Here is a 21,186-nt window from a genome sequence, read left to right as displayed (position 1 = left end):
ACCATCGGAACTGGCCGGCGATCACCAAGCTCAGATTCACGGTTCTATTTTCAATAAAAGCGGCACGCAATCAGGGTGATTCCTGTCATTGCGTGCCGCTTTTAAATTGATTTATGTGCTGATGAACGCTGATAACTAAAAGTTAATCACGAAGAATTAAATCCGACTGAATCACCGTTTGCGCGACTTCTGCCCGCAATGCCAGCTTTAATGCTGCTGCGCCGATTGCCGTGACGTGGTGATCGATGGTGCTCATGTTCAGCAGGTGACTGGAAAGCTGATTTTCCTGGCCCATCAGTGGTGGGACGGGGAGGTGGTGATCAACAAAATATTGACGTACACCAGCGGCAATATCATCCCCGTTGCCGAGAATAAAATCAGGATGTTGCGGCGCCAACTTAGCGCCAGCTTGGTAGCCATCCTGAAAAGTCCGCATTTGATAAACGACCAGCGAATGTGGGGGACGTTGCCCGAAAACGTCCACGTAGCTGTTGATGGTCAGTTTACTGGTAGCACTTTGCGCGTAGGACCGACTTAGCAGCAAAGCAATTTTGGTATAGCCTTGCGCTTGCATCCATTCAAACGCTTTTCGATAAGCAGGTGTCCGCTCGGCATAGGCGGCTGCCAATTTGACACGGCCAGGGTCTTCACAAACGACAATGGGACCATATTTTTGGTAAGCGGCAATAGTTGTCAAGCTGAGTCCATGGGAGGTGAAGATAAGGCCATCAAAAGCGTGGCGGCGTAAGGCTTCCAGATAGGCTTCTTCGAGTTTCTGGTCGTAACGCGAAGGCAAAATAACGGCGTGATAGTTGCCAGCCATGGCGGCATTGAGTATGCCAGTGACCAATTGTTGAAAATAGGGATGGTCGGTGTGCGGCAGAATAACACCGATTGTGCGCGTTTTGCCAGCGCTCAGGTTTTGCGCCATAGTGCTGGGCACATAGTCTAGCTGATCAATGACGGCCTGTATTTTGGCGCGTGCCGAAGCCGAGACGTAGGGATGGCGATTCAAGACACGGGAAACCGTTGCCGTTGAATAGCCTGAAAGCCGCGCAATATCGTGAATATTTGCCATGTTATCATCTCCCCATTCAGTATAACAGAGCCCGTTTTTGCAACAGGCAAAAGCCGGCATGCGCATGGTGGATAACGCCACCCGGCATGTCGGCTTATGGCAATGCACACATTTTAGGCAATCGCGGCAGTCGCACTTTGGGTCATGCTTTCTAGGCTTTGATCGGGATCATTAGCTGCTGCAATGGTTGCCAGCCACTCGTGGATAGTCACATCATCGGTTGCCACCGGGACGAGCAAGACCACAGCACCGCTGATCTGATGGTTACCGGCCCATGGTAAGGACTTGCCAAAGTCAAAACCGATGACAATCGGTTCAGTCAACTTGCTGACATGACCATACGTCAGCACCACTTGATCGCCCATCGTCTGCGTCGGCTCCGCGGCACTGGCGAGCAACGAACTCAATACTTCTTGATAGTCAAAATCATAATCATTGGTTAGTTTCAGTGCAATACCTTTCAAAGCACCGATTTGCGTGTCTTGATAAACGGAAAGTTCTGGGTAAAAGTGTGTTTGCATTAACATGGTGCAACCTCCTTTAGTGAAACGTTCAGGGACCCTCATTAACAAGTGTGATTTGTATCGGCGGAACAGTCGCGAAAACAACTGATGTAACAATTGATTTCTTAATGGCGATCACACATATTTGTTATTTCCTAACTGCAAACACAGTGTAATTTGTGTAACGCGTTTCAGGTCAAGCGTTTTTATTCAAAAATTTTGGAAGAGCTTTCAGATGTCAGTGCAACCTTACACCGTCTTACAAAAAAGTCAGAATGAGTGCGACCGAGGCGGGTTTTCCCTATAATGAATGAGAATACAGGCACGGAGGACACAAGTAATGAAGAGACTCTTTCGAGAAGTCGGAGCTTTTTTTAAAAAACATCTCACAACGCTAAAAGTGCTATTTGTGTTGGCAGTCCTAGTGTTTGTGATTGTTCAAGTCGGACGGATCAGTCAGGATCTCAGTGGCGAGCAAATGCGAGCCAGCCTGGCGACCCAAAGCCCGGTTTCTTTGTTGATTTTGTTGGTGGTGGGCTTGATCGCCGTCACACCAATGCTGACTTATGATTTTGTAATCACAGAACTGCTGCCGGGTCATTATAAACGCAGGTATGTTGTGAAGTCCGGTTGGATCGTCAATACCTTTACTAATATTGCCGGTTTTGGCGGCTTATTGGGTGCTAGCTTGCGCGCCAATTTCTACCACGAAAAGGCGACCCAAAAGCAGGTTCTATTTGCCATTTCGAAAATAGCATTGTTTTTGTTGGCGGGACTGTCATTGTGGTCGATGATTGGCATCGTGGTTATTTTCGTGTTCGGGATTGGTCAGGAATTCTCGAATTACTGGATTTGGCTAGTTGGCGGCGCCGCTTATTTTCCGTTGTTGATGTTGGTCACCCATTTACGAAATAGCGAATTTTTTGCGGATATGCCGTTGAAACGGCAACTGCGCTTGACCTTGGGCTCGTTTCTTGAGTGGGGCAGTTGTGCTGCGTTCTTCTTGTTGATCGGTTACTTTCTTGAAGTGCATGTGCCGTTGCTGTCGATTTTGCCATTGTTCATGGTGGCGAATGTTATCGGGGTCGTTTCGATGGTGCCCGGCGGTTTGGGTTCGTTTGATGTCCTGATGATTGTTGAACTCGGCCAAATGGGGCTTGATAGCAACATTGCCGTTGTTTGGCTCCTGTTTTATCGACTGTTTTACTATGTGATTCCGTTTCTGATCGGCGCTGGTCTGTTCGCACAGGATGCAGGAAAACGACTGAATGCTTTTCTTGAAGGGTTGCCGGTTCAACTCATTCGGAAGGCAGCCTTTGGTTTTCTGGTCGTATTCCTGTACTTTTCAGGGATTATGCTGTTATTGCGTGGCGTTGCGCCGGATCTTGCTTTTCGCAACACGCTTTATCAGCGACTGTACCCATACACTTTCCTGTTCCTGGATCGCGTCACCAATGTGGTTGTCGCCTTTTTGATTCTGGGATTCGGGCGCGGCATTGCCAGTCGAGTGAAGCGGGCTTATTGGCCGACGGTGATCGTCTTGATCGTCGCGATGGTGGCCTCCTTGCGCGAAGATAATCATTTGCGGTTTGTCCTTTTCCTGGTACTGGTCGTTGTGGCGCTGATTCTGACACGGCGCGAGTTGACGCGCGAACGTCTCGCCTTATCGTGGGGTAACAAGCTGATCGACGGCGCGGTATTCGGCATGACGTTTATCTTTTATGCGTTTGCCGCGTTTTACAATGCGCCGGCAATTCATCATCGCCGGGTGCCGGATGTGTTTCTTTTCCCATCCGAGCGCATGTTTTTTACAACGCTGATTGGTGTGATGCTGGCAGCGTTGACGGTTTATTTGATCTTCCGATATCTATCGGCGCCGTCCAAAGATTTGGCTGATCCTTATGACGAGGAGCGGTTGAAGGCGGTGGTTGAAAAATACGGCGGCAATGAGGTTAGTCACCTGGCCTTGATGCGCGACAAATCATTGCGGTTTTATCAAGTCGACGGCGAAGATCGGGTTTTCTTCCAGTTCAAGAAAAAGGCGGACAAGCTGATTATCATGGGCGAGCCGATTGGGGATGAGACGCAGATGGCTGCTGCGATCGGCGATTTCATGAAAGAAGCCGATAAGCAGGATATGTCGCTCGTGTTCTATGAAATCAATGAAAATCTGACGATGAAGCTGCATGAGTTCGGGTTTGATTTTATGAAGTTCGGTGAAGAAGGCTATGTCGATGTAACGACCTTCACGTTGGCTGGCACGAAGCGCAAAGGCGAGCGGGCCTTGATGCATAAGTTTGAGCGGGAAGGTTATACCGTCGAATTGGTTAAGCCGCCGTTTGATGACACCTTAATGCACGAATTAAAGGCCGTGTCTGACTCTTGGTTAGACGGGCGCAGTGAGAAAGGCTTTAGTCTGGGATTTTTTGACGAGCATTATTTGAATGAGGCCCCGATAGCCGTGGTGCATAGCCCGGAAGGTAAAATTGTGGCATTCGCGTCAGATATGCCAAGTGGTAATCACGAGGTCACGAGCATTGATTTGATGCGGTCAAGTGCCGATGCACCATCTGGCATTATGGACGAGGTCTTTATCAATCTGTTCCGGTTGGCAAAGGATCGCGGCTATAAGTACTTCAATATGGGAATGGCGCCCTTGGCGAATGTCGGAACGTCGACTTATTCCTTTGTTGAAGAAAAAATTGCCCATCTGGTGTACGAGTATGGCTATCGGTTTTACGGATTCCAGGGGTTACGTTCCTATAAAAATAAATATGTGACGGAATGGGTACCAAAATACGTTGCTTATCGTAAGCGAACGTCATTACTTTTCACGCTGTTGCAGATCATGATGGTCGTGAACCAGAAGGTGTCTTTGACCACTTCTAACAGTTGGTGGCCGAAACGATTGGCGTGGGTCAGCCGCCTTGGTCAGGGAATCGATAAGTAGCCGGTTGATACGAATAAGATGCGAAAAAGTAGTATCAACGTGTAAAATACTGGTAGTGCCAGGTAGATAGGAAGGCGGCTTATCCATGCAGCATTATTATACGAACGATCCTGATTTAGCCCATGACGAGCACAGCTTTGATTTTGAACTCGGCGGCCGCGTTTTGCACTTGACGACCGATAATGGCGTGTTTTCAAAACACACGGTTGACTTTGGCAGTCGCGTCTTGATTGCCAGCGTTTTAGCGGCATCTTTGCCTGAAGGGCCGATACTGGATGTGGGCGCGGGCTATGGGCCAATTGGGCTTGCACTGGCCAAACATTTTCCCGAGCGGCAGATTACCATGAGCGACGTGAATGAACGGGCGCTTGCGTTGGCCAAGAAAAATGCTGCCGACAATGGGATTACCAATGTGACTATCCTCGAAAGCTCGATGTACGACCAAATTGATGGACAGTTTGGCGTCATCGTGACTAATCCGCCGATTCGAGCCGGCAAAGCAATTGTTTCCGGTATCCTAGCCGGAGCAGCCGAGCATTTATTGCCTGGTGGCCAGTTGTATGCGGTGATCCAAAAGAAACAAGGCGCCCCATCAGCCTTGAAATTGATGAAAGCGACTTATAAAACGGCGGAAGTCATTAAAAAAGAGCACGGTTATTACATTCTCAAGGCGAGTCAATAACAGTTTTAATACTTGACGTGGTAAACTCGTAGTAAGGATAGAAAGGAGCAGATTTAGATGACAAAATCGAAGTACTTAGCAGCAGGTGCCATTGCGGCGGCTGTCCTTGCAACCGGTGCGTTTGTTTGTGCCAAAAATCTGACGGAATATTTTGAACGCAGGCAACAACGCAAGCAGGTTGAAGGCTTTGTGAAGAAGATTTTTGGCGACAGCGATCGGGTTCAGAGCATTCTGGATAAACTGAGTGACGAAGACGTTGCCAGTCTGCTCCGGGTAAGCGACAAGCTACGCAGCCTCAAAGACAGCGCCAGCGAATACGCGGGATCGGCACGCGAACAAGGCATGGCCACGCTTGATCGGTTGAAGAGCGCTTTGAATCGCTAAACAATTGAATGGCGATTAGAAAAGCGTGGGCAATAATATGTTCCGTGCCGTGCCAAACTCCGCAATCTCCGGCCAGCTGGGGTGGCGACGCGAAGCTAGAGCGGAGGGCACGACTTTGAACCCGCAAAGTGCGCGGTTTCAAAGCTCGGCCTTGTTGTAGGCGGGGCAAAGACCGCCCCACCAACAACAATTTCACCACTAAGCCTCATCTGGCCTCCGATTGCTACGCTTTGGCACTGGAATCTTAACTTTCTGACAAATTGACCACGGACACAGGATATAAAGCGAGCGATGTTTTTCGTTCGCTTTTATATTTGTCTATGACTCGTTCAACAGCTATATTCTTACGATTTAAAATAGGGGGATTTTCCGTGGCCGAGACCGAAAAAACAACCATCAACCAATATATGGAAGCCGCACTGGCCGAGGCCAGAAAAGCCGCTGCGATTGGCGAGGTGCCAATTGGTGCTGTGGTTGTTCATGATGGCCAGATTGTCGGCCGGGGCCATAACCTACGCGAGACTTCCCAGGATGCAACGCAACACGCCGAAATCATCGCCATTCAGGCAGCCTGTCGCAAACTCGGCACCTGGCGTCTGGAGGATTGCCAATTGTTTGTCACACTGGAGCCTTGCCCCATGTGTGCCGGCGCGATGATCAATGCGCGGGTTGCCACATGCTATTTTGGTGCAACCGATCCCAAGGCAGGTGTCGCCGGGACCTTCTACAATTTGTTGGAAGATTCGCGGTTTAACCACCAAGTTGCCGTGGTTGGCGGAATCAAAGCCGCGGCCAGTGCCGAACTGCTGCAAAGTTTTTTCCGGACCATTCGCGCAAAACGAAAAGCAGCCAAACAGGTGTCAAGCGATTTTCGACTTTGACAGTAAATTCCATAAAACATGCGTCCGAAAACTGGACGCGAGATGATCCTGATTAGACTTGAATCGCTTGTGAATTCTTGTATGGATATCGTTCGGCGACCAACTGTTTAACCCTTGTACTGTTAATGCCAAGAGAATCAAGGTAATCGCGATAGTTAGCACGGCGCCACGGATGCGTAATTGCCGGGATTTTCTTGGTTCGTTTAGGAGTTGGTGCCGCGGCTGGCGTAAGATCGAATTTAGCTGACATGAACTGTTCTTTTGGCACACAGAAAAGGTCGTACACCTGGTCGTCATCAGTGGTCATATAAAGTCTGCCAGTGAAGCTTTTGATGACTAAGACCTTTGTATGCGGCGGTAAGTAAACCAATTCGCCATTTCGATGTGGCAGATAGCGCTTGTTGTCAAAGCGAACACAGTGTCCGTGGCCGATGCTGCGTTCATTGGCAATGATCAAAATATTGTCAATTTCCTTGGGTGTTAGTTGCTTATCAAACACCGACATGCTACTTTTGATGGTAGATGCGAAGCGGTCATTGTAACGCTTGATAAAGCCGACCAAAAACCGATTGGCATCTGCGATTGTGGTGATGTTATGCAACCGCAGTTCACTTGTGAGCCGATCTTGAAAAGTCTCCAGAAGACGTTCTATGCGGCCTTTGGCTTGCGGAATACTGGTGACCGAAAGTTCTGTTCCAAGTGTCTGGCAGGCATAACCGAAACGTGTGAGAGGGTTCTCGGTCGAAGGTGAGCCCTCTTTTTTGTTGCTATTAAACACGGTGCGCCGATCCGTTAGGAATTCTGCTGGAGCGCCATAATCGCGAAGGACTTGGGCAAACACGTGATAATAGCCGCTGAGTGTTTCCTGTTTGGCAAAGTAGCCGCCGACAACGTTCCCGGACTGATCATCAATGGCTGCGTGTAAGGTGGTTTTTTGAGTACCAAACCAATACTCCCATGAAGCATCCATTTGTACCTGTTCACCAGAATAATGTTTCCGAGGACGTTCTGGATGGGCTTTGATGTTTTCAACGACTTCGATGGCTGACAAGGTGGCTTCATCACGTTTGGATAGGAGCTTGGCCTTCTTTTCTTTTTCTTTTAACTCACGCTTGACCCGACGCTTGGTGGCTTTATGGGCTTTGGGTGACAGAATGTGGTGGTGTCTGAATAAGAGCCGAAGTGAGGATTCGGAGATAGCGATTTGTTCGGCAGTGGTTAAGAACTCGTGGAAATGAGCGATGTTGAAACCGGCATACTTGTTGGTGTACAGATGAATGATCCGACGTTCGAGTTGCGCGTTGCGTTTGTTGGCAGGCTCACGGCCGGCATTACCATGGATAAAGCCGTCTTTGCCTTGTTGCTTGTAAAGCTTGATCAGTCGGTAGATGGTTCGTTCGGAGCGCTTGAGCTTAACGGCTGCGCGTTGCACGGAGGTCTTACCATTGACCACTGCTTTGATGACTCGGTAACGTTCTTCTTCTTTCATTGTTAAGACAACCTTCTTCATGTGATTCCTCCTAGATGTATCTTCTAAGAGGTTACAGTTTTTGTGACACTTTGGCTAACTGCTTACTTAAGACAATATCGCTTGCGGTCGACACGCAAAACGAAAAGCAGCCAAACAGGCTAGTCAAACGCGTAAAAATCAGGTATAATAGTTTTTGCCGCAAGGCCTTAAGGCAATGGTGACTTTCCAAATTGTGTCAGGTCCGGAAGGAAGCAGCACTAAGGTAAGTTCGTCATGTGCCTTTTGTTATTGAGAAATTGACCGGTCGCTTTCATCACGAAGCGACCGTTTTTGTTGTCATCATGTCAGGCAAATTTGTTCCAAGCTATGGTAAACTAGAACGAGGTTTTGCCGTCCGCTACGCTGAGTGGTGGACGGCAACATCAAACAAATCGTTGTTTGATAGCATTCAAGTGAACCTGGGGCATCCGCAACAGGTTGAAAGGGGCGTTAAGGTGAGTTATCAAGCGTTGTATCGGGTCTGGCGCCCGCAACAGTTTAAAGATGTCATTGGCCAAGATGCGATTACCAAGACGCTGAAGAATGCGTTGATCACCGGACAGACAAGTCACGCCTATCTTTTTACCGGCCCGCGCGGAACCGGGAAAACGTCCGTTGCCAAGATCTTGGCGAAGGCATTAAACTGCCTGAACCTGAAAGATGGTGAGCCGGATAATACCTGTGAAATCTGTCAGGCGATTAATGATGGCAGTCTGACTGATGTGATTGAAATCGATGCGGCCTCTAATAACGGGGTCGATGAAATTCGCGATATTCGCGACAAGGCGAAGTATGCCCCGACGCGTGCACGCGTTAAGGTTTATATCATTGATGAAGTACACATGCTTTCAAGCGGCGCCTTCAATGCTTTGCTGAAAACGTTAGAGGAACCACCGGCACACGTGGTCTTCATTCTGGCGACCACCGAACCGCATAAAATTCCGGCAACGATTATTTCCCGAACGCAGCGCTTTGATTTTCGCCGCATTACGCCGGAAGACATTGTCAAACGGATGCGCTTCATCTTGGATGACAAAAAAATCACCTATGATGACGCCGCGCTCAAGGTCATTGCCAAGGCGGCTGAAGGCGGGATGCGCGATGCCTTGTCCATTTTGGATCAGGTACTGAGTTTTGGCGATAATCATGTCACCACCGAGGATGCCCTGGATGTTACCGGTGGCGTCACAACCGCGGTGCTCGGCAAGTATCTGGCGGCGGTCCTTGCCAAAGATCATGCCCAAGCGTTGAAAATGATCGAGGACTTGCTGGCGGCCGGTAAAGATGCTGGTCGACTCATTGAAGACCTCATCGAATATTTACGCGACTTGCTGGTCAATCAACAAGCATCATCATTATTAGGGGACTTGGAAAAGAGTCTGTTAGACGATCAGTTCAAAATTTTAAGTGAAAATTTCAAGCCGGCGCAGATTTATCACATGATTGATGTGTTGAACAATACGCAGCAACAGCTACGAATGACCAATCATCCGGAAATTTATCTGGAAGTGGCCACGGTGCGGCTAAGTGAAACCGCCGCGCCTGCTGCTGCCCCTGTGGCTGCGGAGCCGGCAGACACGCAGAAACTGGACCAGCTTTCGGCTAAAGTCAAACAGTTGAGTGACCAACTCAAACGGGTTGAGGCAAATGGTGGCACAGTGCCGCCACCAACCCGGACGCGGAAGCATGTGAAGGCCAAAGCCAGCCATGTCAACCGCAAGGCGATTTATCCGATTCTTGGCGCGGCCACGAAGCAAGATTTAACCAATCTGAAGGATGTCTGGCCGGATTTGTTGGGGATGTTGAGCATCACCAAACGGGCCATGATGAAAGTCAGCGAGCCGGTTGCCGCCAGTCCTGACGGTGTGATTGTCAGCTTTGATTATGATATTTTGGTCGAACGGGCCATGAATGATGCCGCACTGATGACTGAACTGGAAAACGGCTTGCAGAAGCTGACCGGCAAACAGCCTAAGATCGTGCTGGTTCAAAGCGATGTCTGGCCAACGATCCGTAAAGATTATATTCAAGAACTTAAAGCGCCAGCGACCAAAGGAAAAAGCGCCGACACCAAGCCAAAAACGCCACCGGTTGTCAACAAGATGACTGAACTTTTTGGCAAAGATGCGCCTAATGTGACGATTAAAAACGATTAGAAAAGGATGATCAAATATGCGTGGAATGGGCAATATGCAAGGTATGATGCGCCAAATGCAAAAGATGCAAAAGGAAATGCAGGCGGCACAGAAGGAACTTTATGCAACGGAATTCGAGGGCAAGTCAGCGTCTGATATGGTCATCGTTAAATTCACCGGTGAAAAGGTTATGAAAGATATTCAGATCAAGCCGGAAGCCATTGATCCTGACGATCCTGATATGTTGCAGGATTTGATCCTCGAGGCAGTTAATCATGCGATGAGTGAAATTGATAAGCAAACTCAGGATAAGTTAGGTAAATATACCCGCGGCTTGCCGATGTAGCGTGCCGCGCCAGTCTATCCAACCTGGTAGGATGACGACTGCAGCCACATAATGTTTTGAACGTTTTCAGCAAGAGGGATGACTATGCAATATCCGGAACCAATCAGTAAATTGATTGACAGTTACATGCGTTTGCCCGGCATCGGAGCGAAGACAGCCACCCGACTGGCTTTTTACACGATTGATATGGACAAGGATGATGTGACGGCTTTTGCCAAAAGTCTGGTGGCAGCTAAAGAAGACCTGCATTATTGCTCGATTTGCGGCAATATTACCGATGAAGATCCTTGTTCGATCTGTCGGGATAAAAGCCGCGATCAAAGTACGATTCTGGTCGTTGAGCAGCCTAAAGATGTGATGAGCATTGATCGGGCTCAGGATTATCACGGCCTCTACCACGTTCTTCATGGGGTGCTTTCGCCGATTGAAGGCCGGGGACCGGAAGACCTGAACATCGAAAGTCTGTTGAAGCGCTTGAAGACGAACACGGCTGTCAAAGAAGTGATTATTGCGACGAATGCAACGCCTGAAGGGGAAGCTACGGCGCAGTACCTTGCGCGACTCATCAAACCGGCCGGCATTAAGGTGACCCGGCTTGCCCACGGGCTGGCAGTCGGCAGTGACATTGAATATGCCGATCAAATGACGTTAATGAAGGCCGTTGAAGGAAGGACTGAACTGTAATGTTTGGACGCAAGCGGATCAAGGTCAAAGAGGAAAAAGACGAAGAACTCATGATGCTTGTTTACCGAGTTCGTGACCAGATGGCAGCTCAGCGCAAACTTGTTGCGACTTTCCGCGAAGTCGACGAAGAGACGAAATCACAGGTGGCGCTTGAAGCTGCCTTGTTTGATTTTCTCTACCGCGAGGCGCGCACTCGTAAGATCAAAGGTGAGGTCGTTGCTAAGGTCGCTGCCGAGCAGATTGCGGAGTTTAGGGATTTGTAAAAGCGCCGACTTAGTTATGGACCGCGTACCATGTTAAATAGACCATAAGATGATTCTAATTCACTGAATATAGCTTTTCGATTGACGGCAAATGGTGATGATCGCACGATAAGATCGGCCATGGCCGTTTTTCTTTTTTCAGCATCGTTGTTGGGGCGTTTTAAAAGTTCATCGGCGCAGATAAATTTTTAATTGTGAAACATATCAAGTAAAATAGACTTAATTCTAAAAAAGGAGCAGCATATCGTGACAGGGACGTTTATCACATTTGAAGGCCCGGATGGTGCAGGAAAAACCAGTGTCTTGCAAGCGTTAATTCCAAGACTTAAGGCGCAATCACAGGTCGCCTTGAATCTCACCAGAGAACCCGGAGGCGCCAAGATTTCCGAAAAGATTCGTGACGTGATCCTCGATCCAGCTAATACAGAGATGGATGCGCGTACCGAAGCATTACTCTATGCGGCTTCTAGACGACAGCATTTGGTCGAGGTGATCAAACCGGCGCTTGCACAAGGTGATATTGTTATCTGTGACCGGTTTGTCGATAGTTCTGTTGCCTATCAAGGCGGTGGTCGGCAAATCGGTACACAGGCGGTTTTGCAAATGAATCAGTTTGCAACAGCCGGGCTTGAGCCGGATTTAACGATTTACTTAGACGTGCCGGTGCAGGTCGGTTTGGATCGGATTGCGGCCCATCAACATGAGCGCCAATATGATCGACTCGATCAGGAAAGCCTAGCCTTTCACGAACGCGTTCATTCAGCCTATATGAAGTTGGTGGCGGATAATCCAATGCGAATTGTCACGGTTGATGCCACTCAGCCGCTTGGGTCCGTCGTCACGGCAGCAGAGGCAGCGATTACGAAGCGGTTCCCGTCGTTGTTCGGATAATAGTGCTGAGGATGGCTCACGCTCACACTCATAGGAGGACATACCATGAAACTCATTCTCGCAATTGTTCAAGATAAAGATAGTAACTTACTCAGCAGTCAATTTATTGATGCCAACATTCAGGCGACCAAGTTGTCCACCACGGGCGGCTTTCTGAAGGCGGGGAATACGACGTTTATCATCGGGGTTGCGGATGAACGGGTCGATGACGTGTTGAAGATTATCAAGGAAACCTCGCAGACCCGGCAACAGTTTATGACGCCGCCGGTTAATCTTGATGCGACATCAGACAGTTCCATGGCTTATCCAGTTGAGGTTCAAGTCGGCGGCGCCACCGTCTTTGTCTTGCCGATTGAATCTTTTCACCGCTTCTAATGGCTAAGTTTTTGATTGATTCGTTGCAGCCTAAGTTAGTCGCCCAATTTGCCCGAATCATTGACCGCAAGCAACTGGCCCAATCCTATTTGTTTGTGGGGCCAAAAGGTGCCGGTAAGTTGGAACTGGCTGAATGGATTGCCTTGCGCCTATTTTGCCAAAATGTCCAAGACGGTGCTCCTTGTGGCGAATGTCCTGAGTGTGAACGTATTTTGAATCACAATCATCCGGATGTGATGGTGCTCAAAACCAGTACCCAGAGCATTAAGGTGGATGATATTCGCAACTTGAAACAGGAAATGAGCAAAACCGGTGTGGAAGGCAACCGCCGCGTGTTTATCGTTGAAGATGCTGATAAAATGACGGCAGGAGCGGCTAATTCACTACTGAAGTTTTTTGAAGAACCGGTTCCGGGCATGACGGTGATTCTCACTGCTTCATCGAAAAATCAACTTTTGCCAACGATTTTATCGCGGGCGCAGGTGATTACGTTCCAAAGCCCTGATCGGCAAGCGGTGATTGCCAAATTAGAAGAAGACGGTGCCAATCCGCAATTGGCGCGGGTGGCTGGCCGGTTAACCGGTAATGTCAGCGAAGCTCAGGAATTATTGACTGCCGAGGACTTCCAGGATCGGGTCAATCGCGTGTTTCAGTTGTTGGACCGTTTGGCTGACCATGATCCTGAAAGCTTTGTGCGGGTGCAGACCCAATTATTACCGGTTGCCAAGGATGCTGCGGCACAACGTCAGGTTTTAGCGCTGATCGGCTTGGCGTATGCCGATGCCTTGAATCGCCATTTTGAAATTGCGGCGACGCAACAGCTGGATATCCCGGCGGTTGCTGCGTTGGCGAAGTTATCGAGTCGGCAACTGACCGATGATTTGCAGGCCATTTTAACGGCCCAGGTGCGCTTGAGCCAGAATGTGACGTTTCAGTCGGCAACAGAACAGTTAATGCTTAAACTCTTAGAAGGGTGATCTTGTGGAAAAGAAAGAACTGTACGATGGTTTCTTAGTCCTTGAGAAACACGCCCAGCAGATGCTCAAGGAAATTGCGGCGATGAAAGACGACATGGCGGAGACGCTAGAACGTAACGCGGAACTTGAAATCGAGAATAAGCATCTGCGTCAGCACCTGGCAGAGCTGGAAAAAGATGACAACAAAACCAGCGATGGCGGCGTTGAGTTATCCAAGTCGAAGCAGAACCTGGAAAGCCTCTACAATGAAGGATTCCACGTTTGCCCGATGTTTTATGGCCAGCGCCGGGTTAATGACGAGCCATGCGCCTTTTGTCTTGATATTATTTATGGGGAGAATTGATTTGGAGCAGCAACGAAGCTTTGGGTCGCATACAACGGGGACTTTGTATTTGGTGCCGACGCCGATCGGAAATTTGGATGATATGACCTTTCGGGCGGTTGAGATTTTGAAAACGGCTGATTTAATTGCCGCGGAAGATACGCGCCATACGCAGATGTTGTTGAATCATTTTGCGATTACGACCAAAACCATTTCATTTCACGAACATAATACCCAAATGCGCATTCCGGAGTTGTTGACGAAACTGGAAGCCGGGCAGACGATTGCTCAGGTGAGTGACGCGGGGATGCCGTCGATTTCCGATCCTGGCAAGGAATTGGTCCATGCGGCGATTGAACGTGGTGTGCCGGTTGTTCCGCTGCCAGGGGCCAATGCGGCGACAACGGCCTTGATTGCCTCCGGATTGTCACCGCAGCCATTTCTGTTTTATGGGTTTCTACCGCGCAAAACCGGCGAAAGGCAACGCATTTTGGCCAAGTTGGCGACTGAACCGGCAACGCTTTTGTTCTATGAAAGTCCACATCGGGTCGGGAAAACCCTTGCCGCGATGTTAGAAGCGTTCGGTGATCGCCAGGCCGTTTTGGCGCGGGAATTGACCAAAAAGTTCGAAACCTTTATCCGCGGGACGATCACGGAACTGCAGACGTATGCTGAGAATGAGTTGAAAGGCGAATTTGTGATCATGGTAGCAGGAGCACCGGATAAGCCAGTTGTTAAAAGCGCGGCGCCGTTCAAAGACCAAGTGGCCGCCATCGTTGCCACCGGCGCCAAACCGAATGCGGCGATCAAGCTGGTCGCCAAGCAAAACGGGGTTGCTAAACAAGTGGTCTATGATGCATATCATGACCTAGACAGAGCGTGAACCGGTGCCAGTACGCGCTCGAACACTGACTAACAGGAACAAGTCGAAACGAAAGAGAAGGGATTTTCATGGGAAAAGTCTATGAAGAAGATTATCGCATTCCAGGCTTTCTGGGTGATCGGTTTGGCCGTGCGGGCTTAGCCAATATGATGAATGTGATGCTAGAAGTGTCTGAGCGTCAGTTGGAGAAGCTGCATGCCGGGATTGATGCCATCAGTGAATTCCACGCAGGTTGGGTGATCACCCAGTATCACATGGAAATCCAACGTATGCCAAAAATCGAAGAACTGTTGCGGGTCGGGACCGAAGCTACGACTTACAATAAATATTTTACTTACCGTGATTACTGGATTGACGATGCGCAAGGTAACCGGCTTGTTTCCGTCAGCAGCAATTGGGTTATTATGGATTTGCGCACGCGTAAAATCGTGGACGTCATTCCTGAACTCGTTGAGCGGGTTGGTGCGGTTTCCGATCGCAAAATCAAACGGTTCCCCCGATTCAAAAAGGTTGATCAACCGGATGGCGAAGAGACGTTTCATGTGCGCTATTTTGACATTGACAGCAATGGCCATGTAAATAATGCCCATTATCTGGAGTGGATGGAAAATAGCCTTGGATATGACTTTTTGAGCTCGCATACTTTGCGTGGTGCCGATATTCGTTACGAGCGCGAAGTGGCGTATGGAACGAGTCCGAAAGCCCAATTTCAGGCCGATCCGGATGACGCAACCCGCACGTTACACCGCGTGACGACCGATGGCGAAGTGAACGCCGAGGCCCAGATGATTTGGGATGACTTTAAGGCGTAAGTTTTGTATAACTCATATTAAAGCGTCAAAAAAGCAGTTCTAGGGACAAAATCTGTCGCGCCTAGAACTGCTTTTTTCCTAGTCTTAGATCGATTAACTCACGGCATTATCAACGAAGTCAGCGAGTGCCTGGCCGCGTTTGCCATCACTCAGACCAACTTGCAGCTTGATGCGCGCTTTCTGGCCGTTGAGTCCCTGACAGAAGATGATACCCATTTTTTTGAGCTGGACACCGCCGCCTTCGTAATTGTAGACAGCTTGGGCAACCCCGTTGAAGCAGCGGGAGACCAGTACGATCGGCACATGCCGGTCTAGCAGTCGCTGGATAGCCGGCAAGGTGGCTGGTGGGAGATTACCGGCGCCGAGCGCTTCAATGGTCAGACCGTGGATATTTTCCGGGAGTGCGTCAAACAGCGTGCCGTCCATCCCTGCGTATGCCTTGATCAAGAAGACGTGGTCGACAAGGTGGTCAATAGCACAGACTTCCTGGTTGATCAATTCCTGGAAGAAACGCACACCATCTTTTGTCACGAGACCAACCGGCCCGAACGTTGGCGTACGGAAAGTTGCGACATTAGTGGTGTGGGTTTTGGTAACAAAACGGGCGGTATGGATTTCATCATTCATCACGACCAAGGTGCCCTTGTTCCGCGACTCGTCGCTGGCAGCGGTTTTAATCGCGCTTTGCAGATTTTCCAGCCCATCGCTGCCAATTTCGTTACTGGAACGCATGGCGCCGGTGACAACGACCGGCATGGCGGAATCCAGGGTGAGATCCAAAAAATAGGCGGTTTCTTCTAAAGTGTCTGTGCCGTGGGTGACGACCACCCCGTCAGCACCGTCTTTTTCGGCCTGGCGGATGCGTTTGACTAAGGTGAGCATTCGCTCGGGGGTCATGTGCGGCGATGGTAGATTAAAAATCTCCTCACTGGTCAGTTCGACGCCGGCAGGGACAAAGCTATCGGCGCCGAGCAACGGATTATGCTTGCTGGGCATGATGTCGCCGTCCCTGGTTTCGGTCATGGAGATGGTGCCGCCAGTATGTAAAACGAGAATGTGTTTAGTCACGGTCAAAGCTTCCTTTCAACGGTTATTGAAACTTATTATACGGAGTTTTGAGTGCAAGTCTATGCGGGAAGTGAGATTGTTGCAGTATTTGGTGAATTAGGGTGTTCTTACGCCCATAACGCGTTCGCAGTCGCAGAAATCTACGTGTAAGGACCTTAAAGCCTAAATGGCCAAAGCCCAGCCATTTAGGCTTTAAGGCCACTTACACTCCGATTTCTAAGCGCTCCTGCTCACGCTCACACAAAACTAGCGGTGCACTCATAGTTCTGAGTACACCGCTTTTGAGGGAATCCCTTTTTCAGGGAGTTTTGAGCAACTAAGAAAAATTTGCTTACGAGGCATCATTTTAGCGGACCAATCTGGTAGCAGACTTGGTGTAGCGCTAAAAAATACCGAGAAAGTCGTGAGATAATTTTCACGATGATGTCAAGAGTTGAGCATGCCTTTAAGTGATGATGCGAACGTTTAAGGGGTTCCCTTTGGTTAACTTTCGGTGTACGATAGAACTCGTGACAAAATCTAGGAGTAGGTATCTGCGCGTTAAGTGCTGCTGGAACGGAATGTGAACGGCAGACGAAGACGAAAGTCGCGGTGCAGATGCCGCATTCGCCTGATATTTAGGCGTCTCCGCAAAAAAGGAGATTGCAGCTTATGCAAGTTTTATCGTTTAGTAGTCCCAAGCTTTCCACTCGAAACATCGTGTATATGGCCATGTTGATGGCGATGCAGATTGTTTTGGGTCGTTTTTCTTTTGGTACACCATGGTTGAAGATTAGTCCGGCATTTTTCGCCACCATTTTGATGGGGTATTATTTCGGACCATGGCTGGCCGCGGGTGCCGCTGCCTTGAATGACCAGCTGTCGATTATGGTCTTCAACCCGGGCGCCAATTTTCCTGGGTTCACGCTTAGTGCCGCAATTGCTGCGATGATTTACGGCATGTTCTTCCACGGCAAGAAGGTAACGGTTATGCGGACGTTACTTGGTGTCGGGTTGGTGTTGCTGATCAGTAATGTCATTTTGACAACGCTGTGGCTGAACATGATGGGGACGCCTTGGCAGGGAATTATTTGGCCACGAACGATTAAGAACGTGGTCATGTTACCGATCCAGACGGCACTGTCTTATGGGACGTTAAAAGCCGTCGAACGGATTCGGCCGCATCTTTAATTGAAAAAGTCGTTTTAACGCCGACTCAATAAGTGGCAGCAAGGTTCTCGGTCATCTTCGCAGTGACTTGGAAGCTTGCTGCTGCTTTTTGCATGCTGGCGTGAACCCGCTGGCACAACCTAGCACCCAGTTCATCTAACTGGTCACTCACCGGATTAATTGCTAAAATAGGCGAATCAAAGTTTCTGGAAAGGAAGGCGGACGATGGATCTTTTATTGCTTGGTCTGGTCGCGGTCGCATTGGCCGGAACCGGTTTATGGGCGTGGTCCTTGGAGCGTAAAATTGTCGCTATGCAGCTGACGACGCACAAGATGATGTACCCGAATCAGATACGTACTGGCCGGAAAACGTATGTCCGCAACTTATATCGTGAAAATGTTTTGGCGCAGCAGATCCGCCGTGTCGGACTGACAGGCAGTTGGATCAGCGGCTTAGCGTTCGCTTTTGCGATTGGGAATCAGTTTTACAACGAACTGAGTCACTTGCCGCTTATTAGGCGATTATATATTTTTACGGCAGATTATTTAACCACGCGCAATCAGGCGTTGTGGGTACTGGCCATCAGTGCGGTCGTTGCCGGGTTTGCCTGGATGTGGCTGGCAAAATGGTTGCACGATCAGCTGCTTGCTGCCAACGAGGCGACCGGGATCCAGAGTGCCGCGGACTTGTACTGGACGCCGGAAAATATCATTCATCAACGCTTATGGCTTAAGATTCTATTACAGATTCTTTTAATGATTGGTAGCATTCTCATTTTGCTTGCGGCGTTGAACGGGGAACTGCCTAATCCCGGCGAAGCGTGGTTATCCTTGTAGTTGAGGGTCATGCTTGGGGTTCGTTTGGTTCGGTGAGAGGCGGGCTGCTTAGCGGCCTGTATGCAGCCGCACGAATATACCACTCACGCTCTAAGCCCATTTGTGATAAACTATTGCCATGATTGTATCGCCGAAGGGAGGCCTGAATTATGCGATTATTAGCACTTGATACCTCAAATGAGGCGATGTCGGTTGCCGTGTTGGACAATGATCGGTTATTGGCGCAGACGACCATTAATCATGAGCGGACTCATAGTGAACAGTTATTACCAACGATTGACGATTTGGTTGCGGCAAGTGGCCTGCAACCCGAAGATCTTGACAAAATTATTGTTGCGGACGGTCCGGGTTCCTACACGGGCATTCGCATTGCCGTGACTACCGGAAAAACTCTGGCATACACGCTGAACATCGCATTGGTCGGTGTCTCCAGTCTAGAAGTGTTAGCGGCTAATATCACAGACACCAAAGCCATGATTGTGCCGATTATGAATGCGCGGCGCAACAATGTCTTCACAGGTGTTTACCAGTGGGACAAAGGCCAACTAATCAATGTGGTCACGGATCGTCACGTTCCGCTGACGCTTTTACTCACCGAGTTGACAACGTTGCGGCAACCGGTTATCTTTGTCGGATCCGATGCTGCGATGTTTCGCGGACAGATTATCGAGGCATTGGGCGGTTTGGCTCATTTTGCCCCGGATTGGTTAAATCTGCCGCAAGCGTTGCGACTGGGGCAGCTAGGTAAAGATTTACCACCGGTTTCTGTCTATGATTTTGTGCCGCGCTATTTACGCTTAACGGAAGCCGAAAACAACTGGCTTAAGGCGCATCCCGGCAAAGGACATGATGTTTATGTTGAGAAAGTTTAGGTCGTGGTTTGACCGCACGACGCCTGATGAACTGCAGTTTGAACCGCGGACGATCACTGTCCGGAATAAGGAATATTTATTACGACGCATGACGGAGGCTGATGTTGACGCAGCGTTGGCAATCGAGCGGCGGATTTATCACGATACGCCGTGGGATCGCTATGCGTTTTTCTCTGAATTACGCAAAGTGCGCCATTCGTTGTATCTTGCCGTTGAAGACGCCGGTCAGATGGTTGCGTTGATTGGCACGTGGTTTACAATGAGTGAGGCTCACGTTACCAATATTGCCGTTGATCCAGCTTACCAGCATATGGGGCTGGGTCGCTTTTTGATGCAGTTTATGATTGGCCGGGCCATTGAATACGGCAGTGAAAAGGTCACGCTTGAGGTTAGAACAAATAATGACATTGCCAAGCGGCTTTATCACTCGCTGGGATTTCAAGATGGCAAAGTTAAAAAAGGTTATTATGTCAGCAATCATGATGATGCACTGGATATGTATCGGCCTTTGCCGTAACATCTGGAACCATCATGTTTGTAGAGGAGAACAATGTGGCAGCAAGGGAATTGATCTTAGCATTTGAAAGCAGCTGCGACGAAACCAGTGTGGCTGTCGTTGAAAATGGTAACAAAATTTTATCGAATATTATCGCGACGCAAATCAAGAGCCACCAACGTTTTGGCGGCGTCGTTCCGGAAGTCGCCAGTCGGCACCATGTCGAACAGATTACGCTGGTAACAGACGCAGCACTAAAAGAAGCCGGGGTGACCTATACCGACTTAACGGCCGTAGCAGTCACATACGGCCCGGGTCTGGTTGGTGCACTGCTGATCGGTGTGACGGCTGCCAAAACGATTGCTTATGCCCATCACTTGCCGCTCATTCCGGTCAATCATATGGCTGGTCATATCTACGCCGCCCGCTTTGTTAAGCCGCTAACCTATCCATTGTTGGCGTTGGCGGTTTCCGGTGGCCATACCGAGCTGGTTTACATGAAAGCCGCCGGTGAGTTCGAGATTATTGGTGATACCCGGGATGATGCCGCTGGTGAAGCCTATGATAAAGTGGGACGGATTCTGGGCATCCCATATCCGGCAGGGAAAGAAGTCGATCGTTTGGCACACTTGGGTCACGATACCTTCCATTTTCCGCGTGCCATGGATAAAGAGGATAACCTGGACTTTAGTTTCAGCGGCTTGAAGTCTGCTGTAATCAATACGGTGCACCATGCCGATCAAATCGGTGAAACGCTTAGTCGCGAAGATCTTGCGGCTAGTTTCCAGGCTGCGGTGGTGGATGTGCTGGTTCACAAAACCCAGAAAGCTCTGACAAACTATCCGGTTAAACAGCTGATCGTAGCTGGCGGAGTAGCAGCCAATCAGGGGCTTAAAGAAGCCATGAACGAAGCGCTTGCTGTGCATTTTCCGGATGTGGACGTGATTGTTCCGCCGTTGCGCTTAACCGGCGATAACGGTGCCATGATCGGGGCAGCCGCGCATATTGAATTAGCCAAGCGCCATCTTGCCTCCGAGAATCTTAATGCGGATCCAGGCTTGAGCTTTGCCCATGCTTAGGGTCACGAG

At 49.4% G+C, this 21,186-nt stretch carries 23 protein-coding genes, 1 other RNA gene and 1 riboswitch; of the genes, 20 read left to right on the top strand and 4 right to left on the bottom strand.

What is annotated here, in order from left to right; genetic code table 11:
- Window positions 1-142: 142 nt before the first annotated feature.
- Both LACZS1_RS10690 and LACZS1_RS10685 read right to left on the bottom strand, forming a co-directional pair.
- A complete protein-coding gene (locus LACZS1_RS10690; protein WP_070650294.1) occupies window positions 143-1,078 on the bottom strand; it encodes a LacI family DNA-binding transcriptional regulator in 936 nt (311 codons plus the stop codon).
- A 113-nt stretch (window positions 1,079-1,191) separates the two neighbouring features.
- Window positions 1,192-1,605 carry a transcriptional regulator gene (locus tag LACZS1_RS10685; protein WP_070650293.1) on the bottom strand — a complete coding sequence of 138 codons (414 nt, stop codon included), beginning with the start codon at window positions 1,603-1,605 and terminating at the stop codon, window positions 1,192-1,194.
- A gap of 316 nt (window positions 1,606-1,921) precedes the next feature.
- On the opposite strand from LACZS1_RS10685, the gene mprF reads away from it, so the two are divergent.
- The 4 genes from mprF to tadA all read left to right on the top strand — a co-directional run bounded on the left by mprF (window position 1,922) and on the right by tadA (window position 6,478).
- Window positions 1,922-4,531 carry a bifunctional lysylphosphatidylglycerol flippase/synthetase MprF gene (gene mprF / locus LACZS1_RS10680; protein ID WP_070650292.1) on the top strand — a complete coding sequence of 870 codons (2,610 nt, stop codon included), beginning with the start codon at window positions 1,922-1,924 and terminating at the stop codon, window positions 4,529-4,531.
- A gap of 85 nt (window positions 4,532-4,616) precedes the next feature.
- Entirely contained in the window at window positions 4,617-5,213 is a 597-nt protein-coding gene (locus LACZS1_RS10675) for a class I SAM-dependent methyltransferase (RefSeq protein ID WP_070650291.1), read from the top strand.
- 57 nt (window positions 5,214-5,270) lie between these two features.
- On the top strand, window positions 5,271-5,597 hold the full coding sequence (locus LACZS1_RS10670) for a hypothetical protein (protein ID WP_070650290.1): 327 nt from the start codon (window positions 5,271-5,273) through the stop codon (window positions 5,595-5,597).
- Window positions 5,598-6,004: 407 nt separating this feature from the next.
- Window positions 6,005-6,478, top strand: coding sequence for a tRNA adenosine(34) deaminase TadA (gene tadA / locus LACZS1_RS10665; RefSeq protein ID WP_070650355.1), 474 nt, complete (start codon window positions 6,005-6,007; stop codon window positions 6,476-6,478).
- Window positions 6,479-6,530: 52 nt separating this feature from the next.
- On the opposite strand, the gene LACZS1_RS10660 is transcribed toward tadA, so the two are convergent.
- On the bottom strand, window positions 6,531-7,988 hold the full coding sequence (locus LACZS1_RS10660; protein WP_070650230.1) for an ISNCY family transposase: 1,458 nt from the start codon (window positions 7,986-7,988) through the stop codon (window positions 6,531-6,533).
- 164 nt (window positions 7,989-8,152) lie between these two features.
- Between LACZS1_RS10660 and ffs the strand changes: the two genes are divergently transcribed.
- The 11 genes from ffs (at window position 8,153) to LACZS1_RS10605 (ending at window position 15,676) form a co-directional block, all read left to right on the top strand.
- Window positions 8,153-8,239, top strand: an RNA gene (gene ffs, locus LACZS1_RS10655) — signal recognition particle sRNA small type.
- Window positions 8,240-8,443: 204 nt separating this feature from the next.
- A complete protein-coding gene (dnaX, locus tag LACZS1_RS10650; protein WP_070652009.1) occupies window positions 8,444-10,144 on the top strand; it encodes a DNA polymerase III subunit gamma/tau in 1,701 nt (566 codons plus the stop codon).
- A gap of 16 nt (window positions 10,145-10,160) precedes the next feature.
- Window positions 10,161-10,469 (top strand): YbaB/EbfC family nucleoid-associated protein, encoded by a 309-nt coding sequence (locus LACZS1_RS10645; protein ID WP_025012715.1) that lies wholly within the window; start codon window positions 10,161-10,163, stop codon window positions 10,467-10,469.
- 84 nt (window positions 10,470-10,553) lie between these two features.
- Complete coding sequence (recR, locus tag LACZS1_RS10640; protein WP_010492034.1) at window positions 10,554-11,153, top strand: recombination mediator RecR; 600 nt, start codon at window positions 10,554-10,556, stop codon at window positions 11,151-11,153.
- A complete protein-coding gene (locus LACZS1_RS10635) occupies window positions 11,153-11,416 on the top strand; it encodes a YaaL family protein (protein WP_025012716.1) in 264 nt (87 codons plus the stop codon). The genes recR and LACZS1_RS10635 overlap by 1 nt, the downstream gene beginning before the upstream one ends.
- A 246-nt stretch (window positions 11,417-11,662) precedes the next feature.
- Window positions 11,663-12,307 carry a dTMP kinase gene (gene tmk / locus LACZS1_RS10630; RefSeq protein WP_070651983.1) on the top strand — a complete coding sequence of 215 codons (645 nt, stop codon included), beginning with the start codon at window positions 11,663-11,665 and terminating at the stop codon, window positions 12,305-12,307.
- A 45-nt stretch (window positions 12,308-12,352) separates the two neighbouring features.
- Window positions 12,353-12,682, top strand: coding sequence for a cyclic di-AMP receptor DarA (darA, locus tag LACZS1_RS10625; RefSeq protein ID WP_010492028.1), 330 nt, complete (start codon window positions 12,353-12,355; stop codon window positions 12,680-12,682).
- Window positions 12,682-13,659 (top strand): DNA polymerase III subunit delta', encoded by a 978-nt coding sequence (gene holB / locus LACZS1_RS10620; RefSeq protein ID WP_047106333.1) that lies wholly within the window; start codon window positions 12,682-12,684, stop codon window positions 13,657-13,659. Before darA ends, holB begins: the two co-directional genes overlap by 1 nt.
- 4 nt (window positions 13,660-13,663) lie before the next feature.
- Window positions 13,664-14,002, top strand: coding sequence for a DNA replication initiation control protein YabA (locus LACZS1_RS10615; protein WP_005687107.1), 339 nt, complete (start codon window positions 13,664-13,666; stop codon window positions 14,000-14,002).
- A gap of 1 nt (window position 14,003) precedes the next feature.
- Window positions 14,004-14,864 carry a 16S rRNA (cytidine(1402)-2'-O)-methyltransferase gene (rsmI, locus tag LACZS1_RS10610; protein ID WP_070651984.1) on the top strand — a complete coding sequence of 287 codons (861 nt, stop codon included), beginning with the start codon at window positions 14,004-14,006 and terminating at the stop codon, window positions 14,862-14,864.
- Window positions 14,865-14,932: 68 nt separating this feature from the next.
- Window positions 14,933-15,676: an acyl-[acyl-carrier-protein] thioesterase gene (locus LACZS1_RS10605; protein ID WP_010492017.1), complete on the top strand. Its 744-nt coding sequence runs from the start codon at window positions 14,933-14,935 to the stop codon at window positions 15,674-15,676.
- 93 nt (window positions 15,677-15,769) lie between these two features.
- Here the strand turns inward: LACZS1_RS10605 and LACZS1_RS10600 are convergent, their stop codons facing one another.
- Window positions 15,770-16,750 carry an asparaginase gene (locus LACZS1_RS10600; protein ID WP_025012722.1) on the bottom strand — a complete coding sequence of 327 codons (981 nt, stop codon included), beginning with the start codon at window positions 16,748-16,750 and terminating at the stop codon, window positions 15,770-15,772.
- A 513-nt stretch (window positions 16,751-17,263) separates the two neighbouring features.
- A riboswitch (THF riboswitch) is annotated at window positions 17,264-17,358 on the top strand.
- 37 nt (window positions 17,359-17,395) lie between these two features.
- Here LACZS1_RS10600 and LACZS1_RS10595 point away from each other — a divergent pair.
- From LACZS1_RS10595 to tsaD, 5 genes are all read left to right on the top strand, one after another.
- The gene (locus LACZS1_RS10595; protein ID WP_039639299.1) at window positions 17,396-17,914 is read left to right on the top strand and encodes a folate family ECF transporter S component; all 519 of its coding nucleotides are present in this window, start codon (window positions 17,396-17,398) and stop codon (window positions 17,912-17,914) included.
- Window positions 17,915-18,118: 204 nt separating this feature from the next.
- Window positions 18,119-18,730 (top strand): hypothetical protein, encoded by a 612-nt coding sequence (locus LACZS1_RS10590; protein ID WP_070651985.1) that lies wholly within the window; start codon window positions 18,119-18,121, stop codon window positions 18,728-18,730.
- A 149-nt stretch (window positions 18,731-18,879) separates the two neighbouring features.
- Window positions 18,880-19,602, top strand: coding sequence for a tRNA (adenosine(37)-N6)-threonylcarbamoyltransferase complex dimerization subunit type 1 TsaB (tsaB, locus tag LACZS1_RS10585; protein WP_010492002.1), 723 nt, complete (start codon window positions 18,880-18,882; stop codon window positions 19,600-19,602).
- Window positions 19,586-20,119, top strand: coding sequence for a ribosomal protein S18-alanine N-acetyltransferase (gene rimI, locus LACZS1_RS10580; protein ID WP_025012724.1), 534 nt, complete (start codon window positions 19,586-19,588; stop codon window positions 20,117-20,119). The genes tsaB and rimI overlap by 17 nt, the downstream gene beginning before the upstream one ends.
- A 35-nt stretch (window positions 20,120-20,154) precedes the next feature.
- Window positions 20,155-21,177: a tRNA (adenosine(37)-N6)-threonylcarbamoyltransferase complex transferase subunit TsaD gene (gene tsaD, locus LACZS1_RS10575; RefSeq protein WP_010491997.1), complete on the top strand. Its 1,023-nt coding sequence runs from the start codon at window positions 20,155-20,157 to the stop codon at window positions 21,175-21,177.
- Window positions 21,178-21,186: the final 9 nt, after the last annotated feature.

The organism is Lacticaseibacillus zeae subsp. silagei (assembly GCF_030770335.1).
In the GTDB taxonomy this organism is placed as follows: Bacteria; Bacillota; Bacilli; order Lactobacillales; family Lactobacillaceae; genus Lacticaseibacillus; species Lacticaseibacillus zeae.
Note: the sequence above shows the minus strand (reverse complement) of the source record. Positions and strands in the feature narration are given on the sequence as shown.

Coding starts and splice junctions, on each gene's coding strand:
- recR (WP_010492034.1), top strand. CDS start 10,554: ATGCAATATCCGGAACCAATCAGTAAATTGATTGACAGTTACATGCGT.
- LACZS1_RS10685 (WP_070650293.1), bottom strand. CDS start 1,605: ATGTTAATGCAAACACACTTTTACCCAGAACTTTCCGTTTATCAAGAC.
- LACZS1_RS10645 (WP_025012715.1), top strand. CDS start 10,161: ATGCGTGGAATGGGCAATATGCAAGGTATGATGCGCCAAATGCAAAAG.
- LACZS1_RS10595 (WP_039639299.1), top strand. CDS start 17,396: ATGCAAGTTTTATCGTTTAGTAGTCCCAAGCTTTCCACTCGAAACATC.
- LACZS1_RS10670 (WP_070650290.1), top strand. CDS start 5,271: ATGACAAAATCGAAGTACTTAGCAGCAGGTGCCATTGCGGCGGCTGTC.
- holB (WP_047106333.1), top strand. CDS start 12,682: ATGGCTAAGTTTTTGATTGATTCGTTGCAGCCTAAGTTAGTCGCCCAA.
- tsaB (WP_010492002.1), top strand. CDS start 18,880: ATGCGATTATTAGCACTTGATACCTCAAATGAGGCGATGTCGGTTGCC.
- LACZS1_RS10660 (WP_070650230.1), bottom strand. CDS start 7,988: ATGAAGAAGGTTGTCTTAACAATGAAAGAAGAAGAACGTTACCGAGTC.
- rimI (WP_025012724.1), top strand. CDS start 19,586: ATGTTGAGAAAGTTTAGGTCGTGGTTTGACCGCACGACGCCTGATGAA.
- LACZS1_RS10635 (WP_025012716.1), top strand. CDS start 11,153: ATGTTTGGACGCAAGCGGATCAAGGTCAAAGAGGAAAAAGACGAAGAA.
- LACZS1_RS10690 (WP_070650294.1), bottom strand. CDS start 1,078: ATGGCAAATATTCACGATATTGCGCGGCTTTCAGGCTATTCAACGGCA.
- LACZS1_RS10590 (WP_070651985.1), top strand. CDS start 18,119: ATGGATCTTTTATTGCTTGGTCTGGTCGCGGTCGCATTGGCCGGAACC.
- darA (WP_010492028.1), top strand. CDS start 12,353: ATGAAACTCATTCTCGCAATTGTTCAAGATAAAGATAGTAACTTACTC.
- LACZS1_RS10675 (WP_070650291.1), top strand. CDS start 4,617: ATGCAGCATTATTATACGAACGATCCTGATTTAGCCCATGACGAGCAC.
- LACZS1_RS10605 (WP_010492017.1), top strand. CDS start 14,933: ATGGGAAAAGTCTATGAAGAAGATTATCGCATTCCAGGCTTTCTGGGT.
- mprF (WP_070650292.1), top strand. CDS start 1,922: ATGAAGAGACTCTTTCGAGAAGTCGGAGCTTTTTTTAAAAAACATCTC.
- tadA (WP_070650355.1), top strand. CDS start 6,005: ATGGAAGCCGCACTGGCCGAGGCCAGAAAAGCCGCTGCGATTGGCGAG.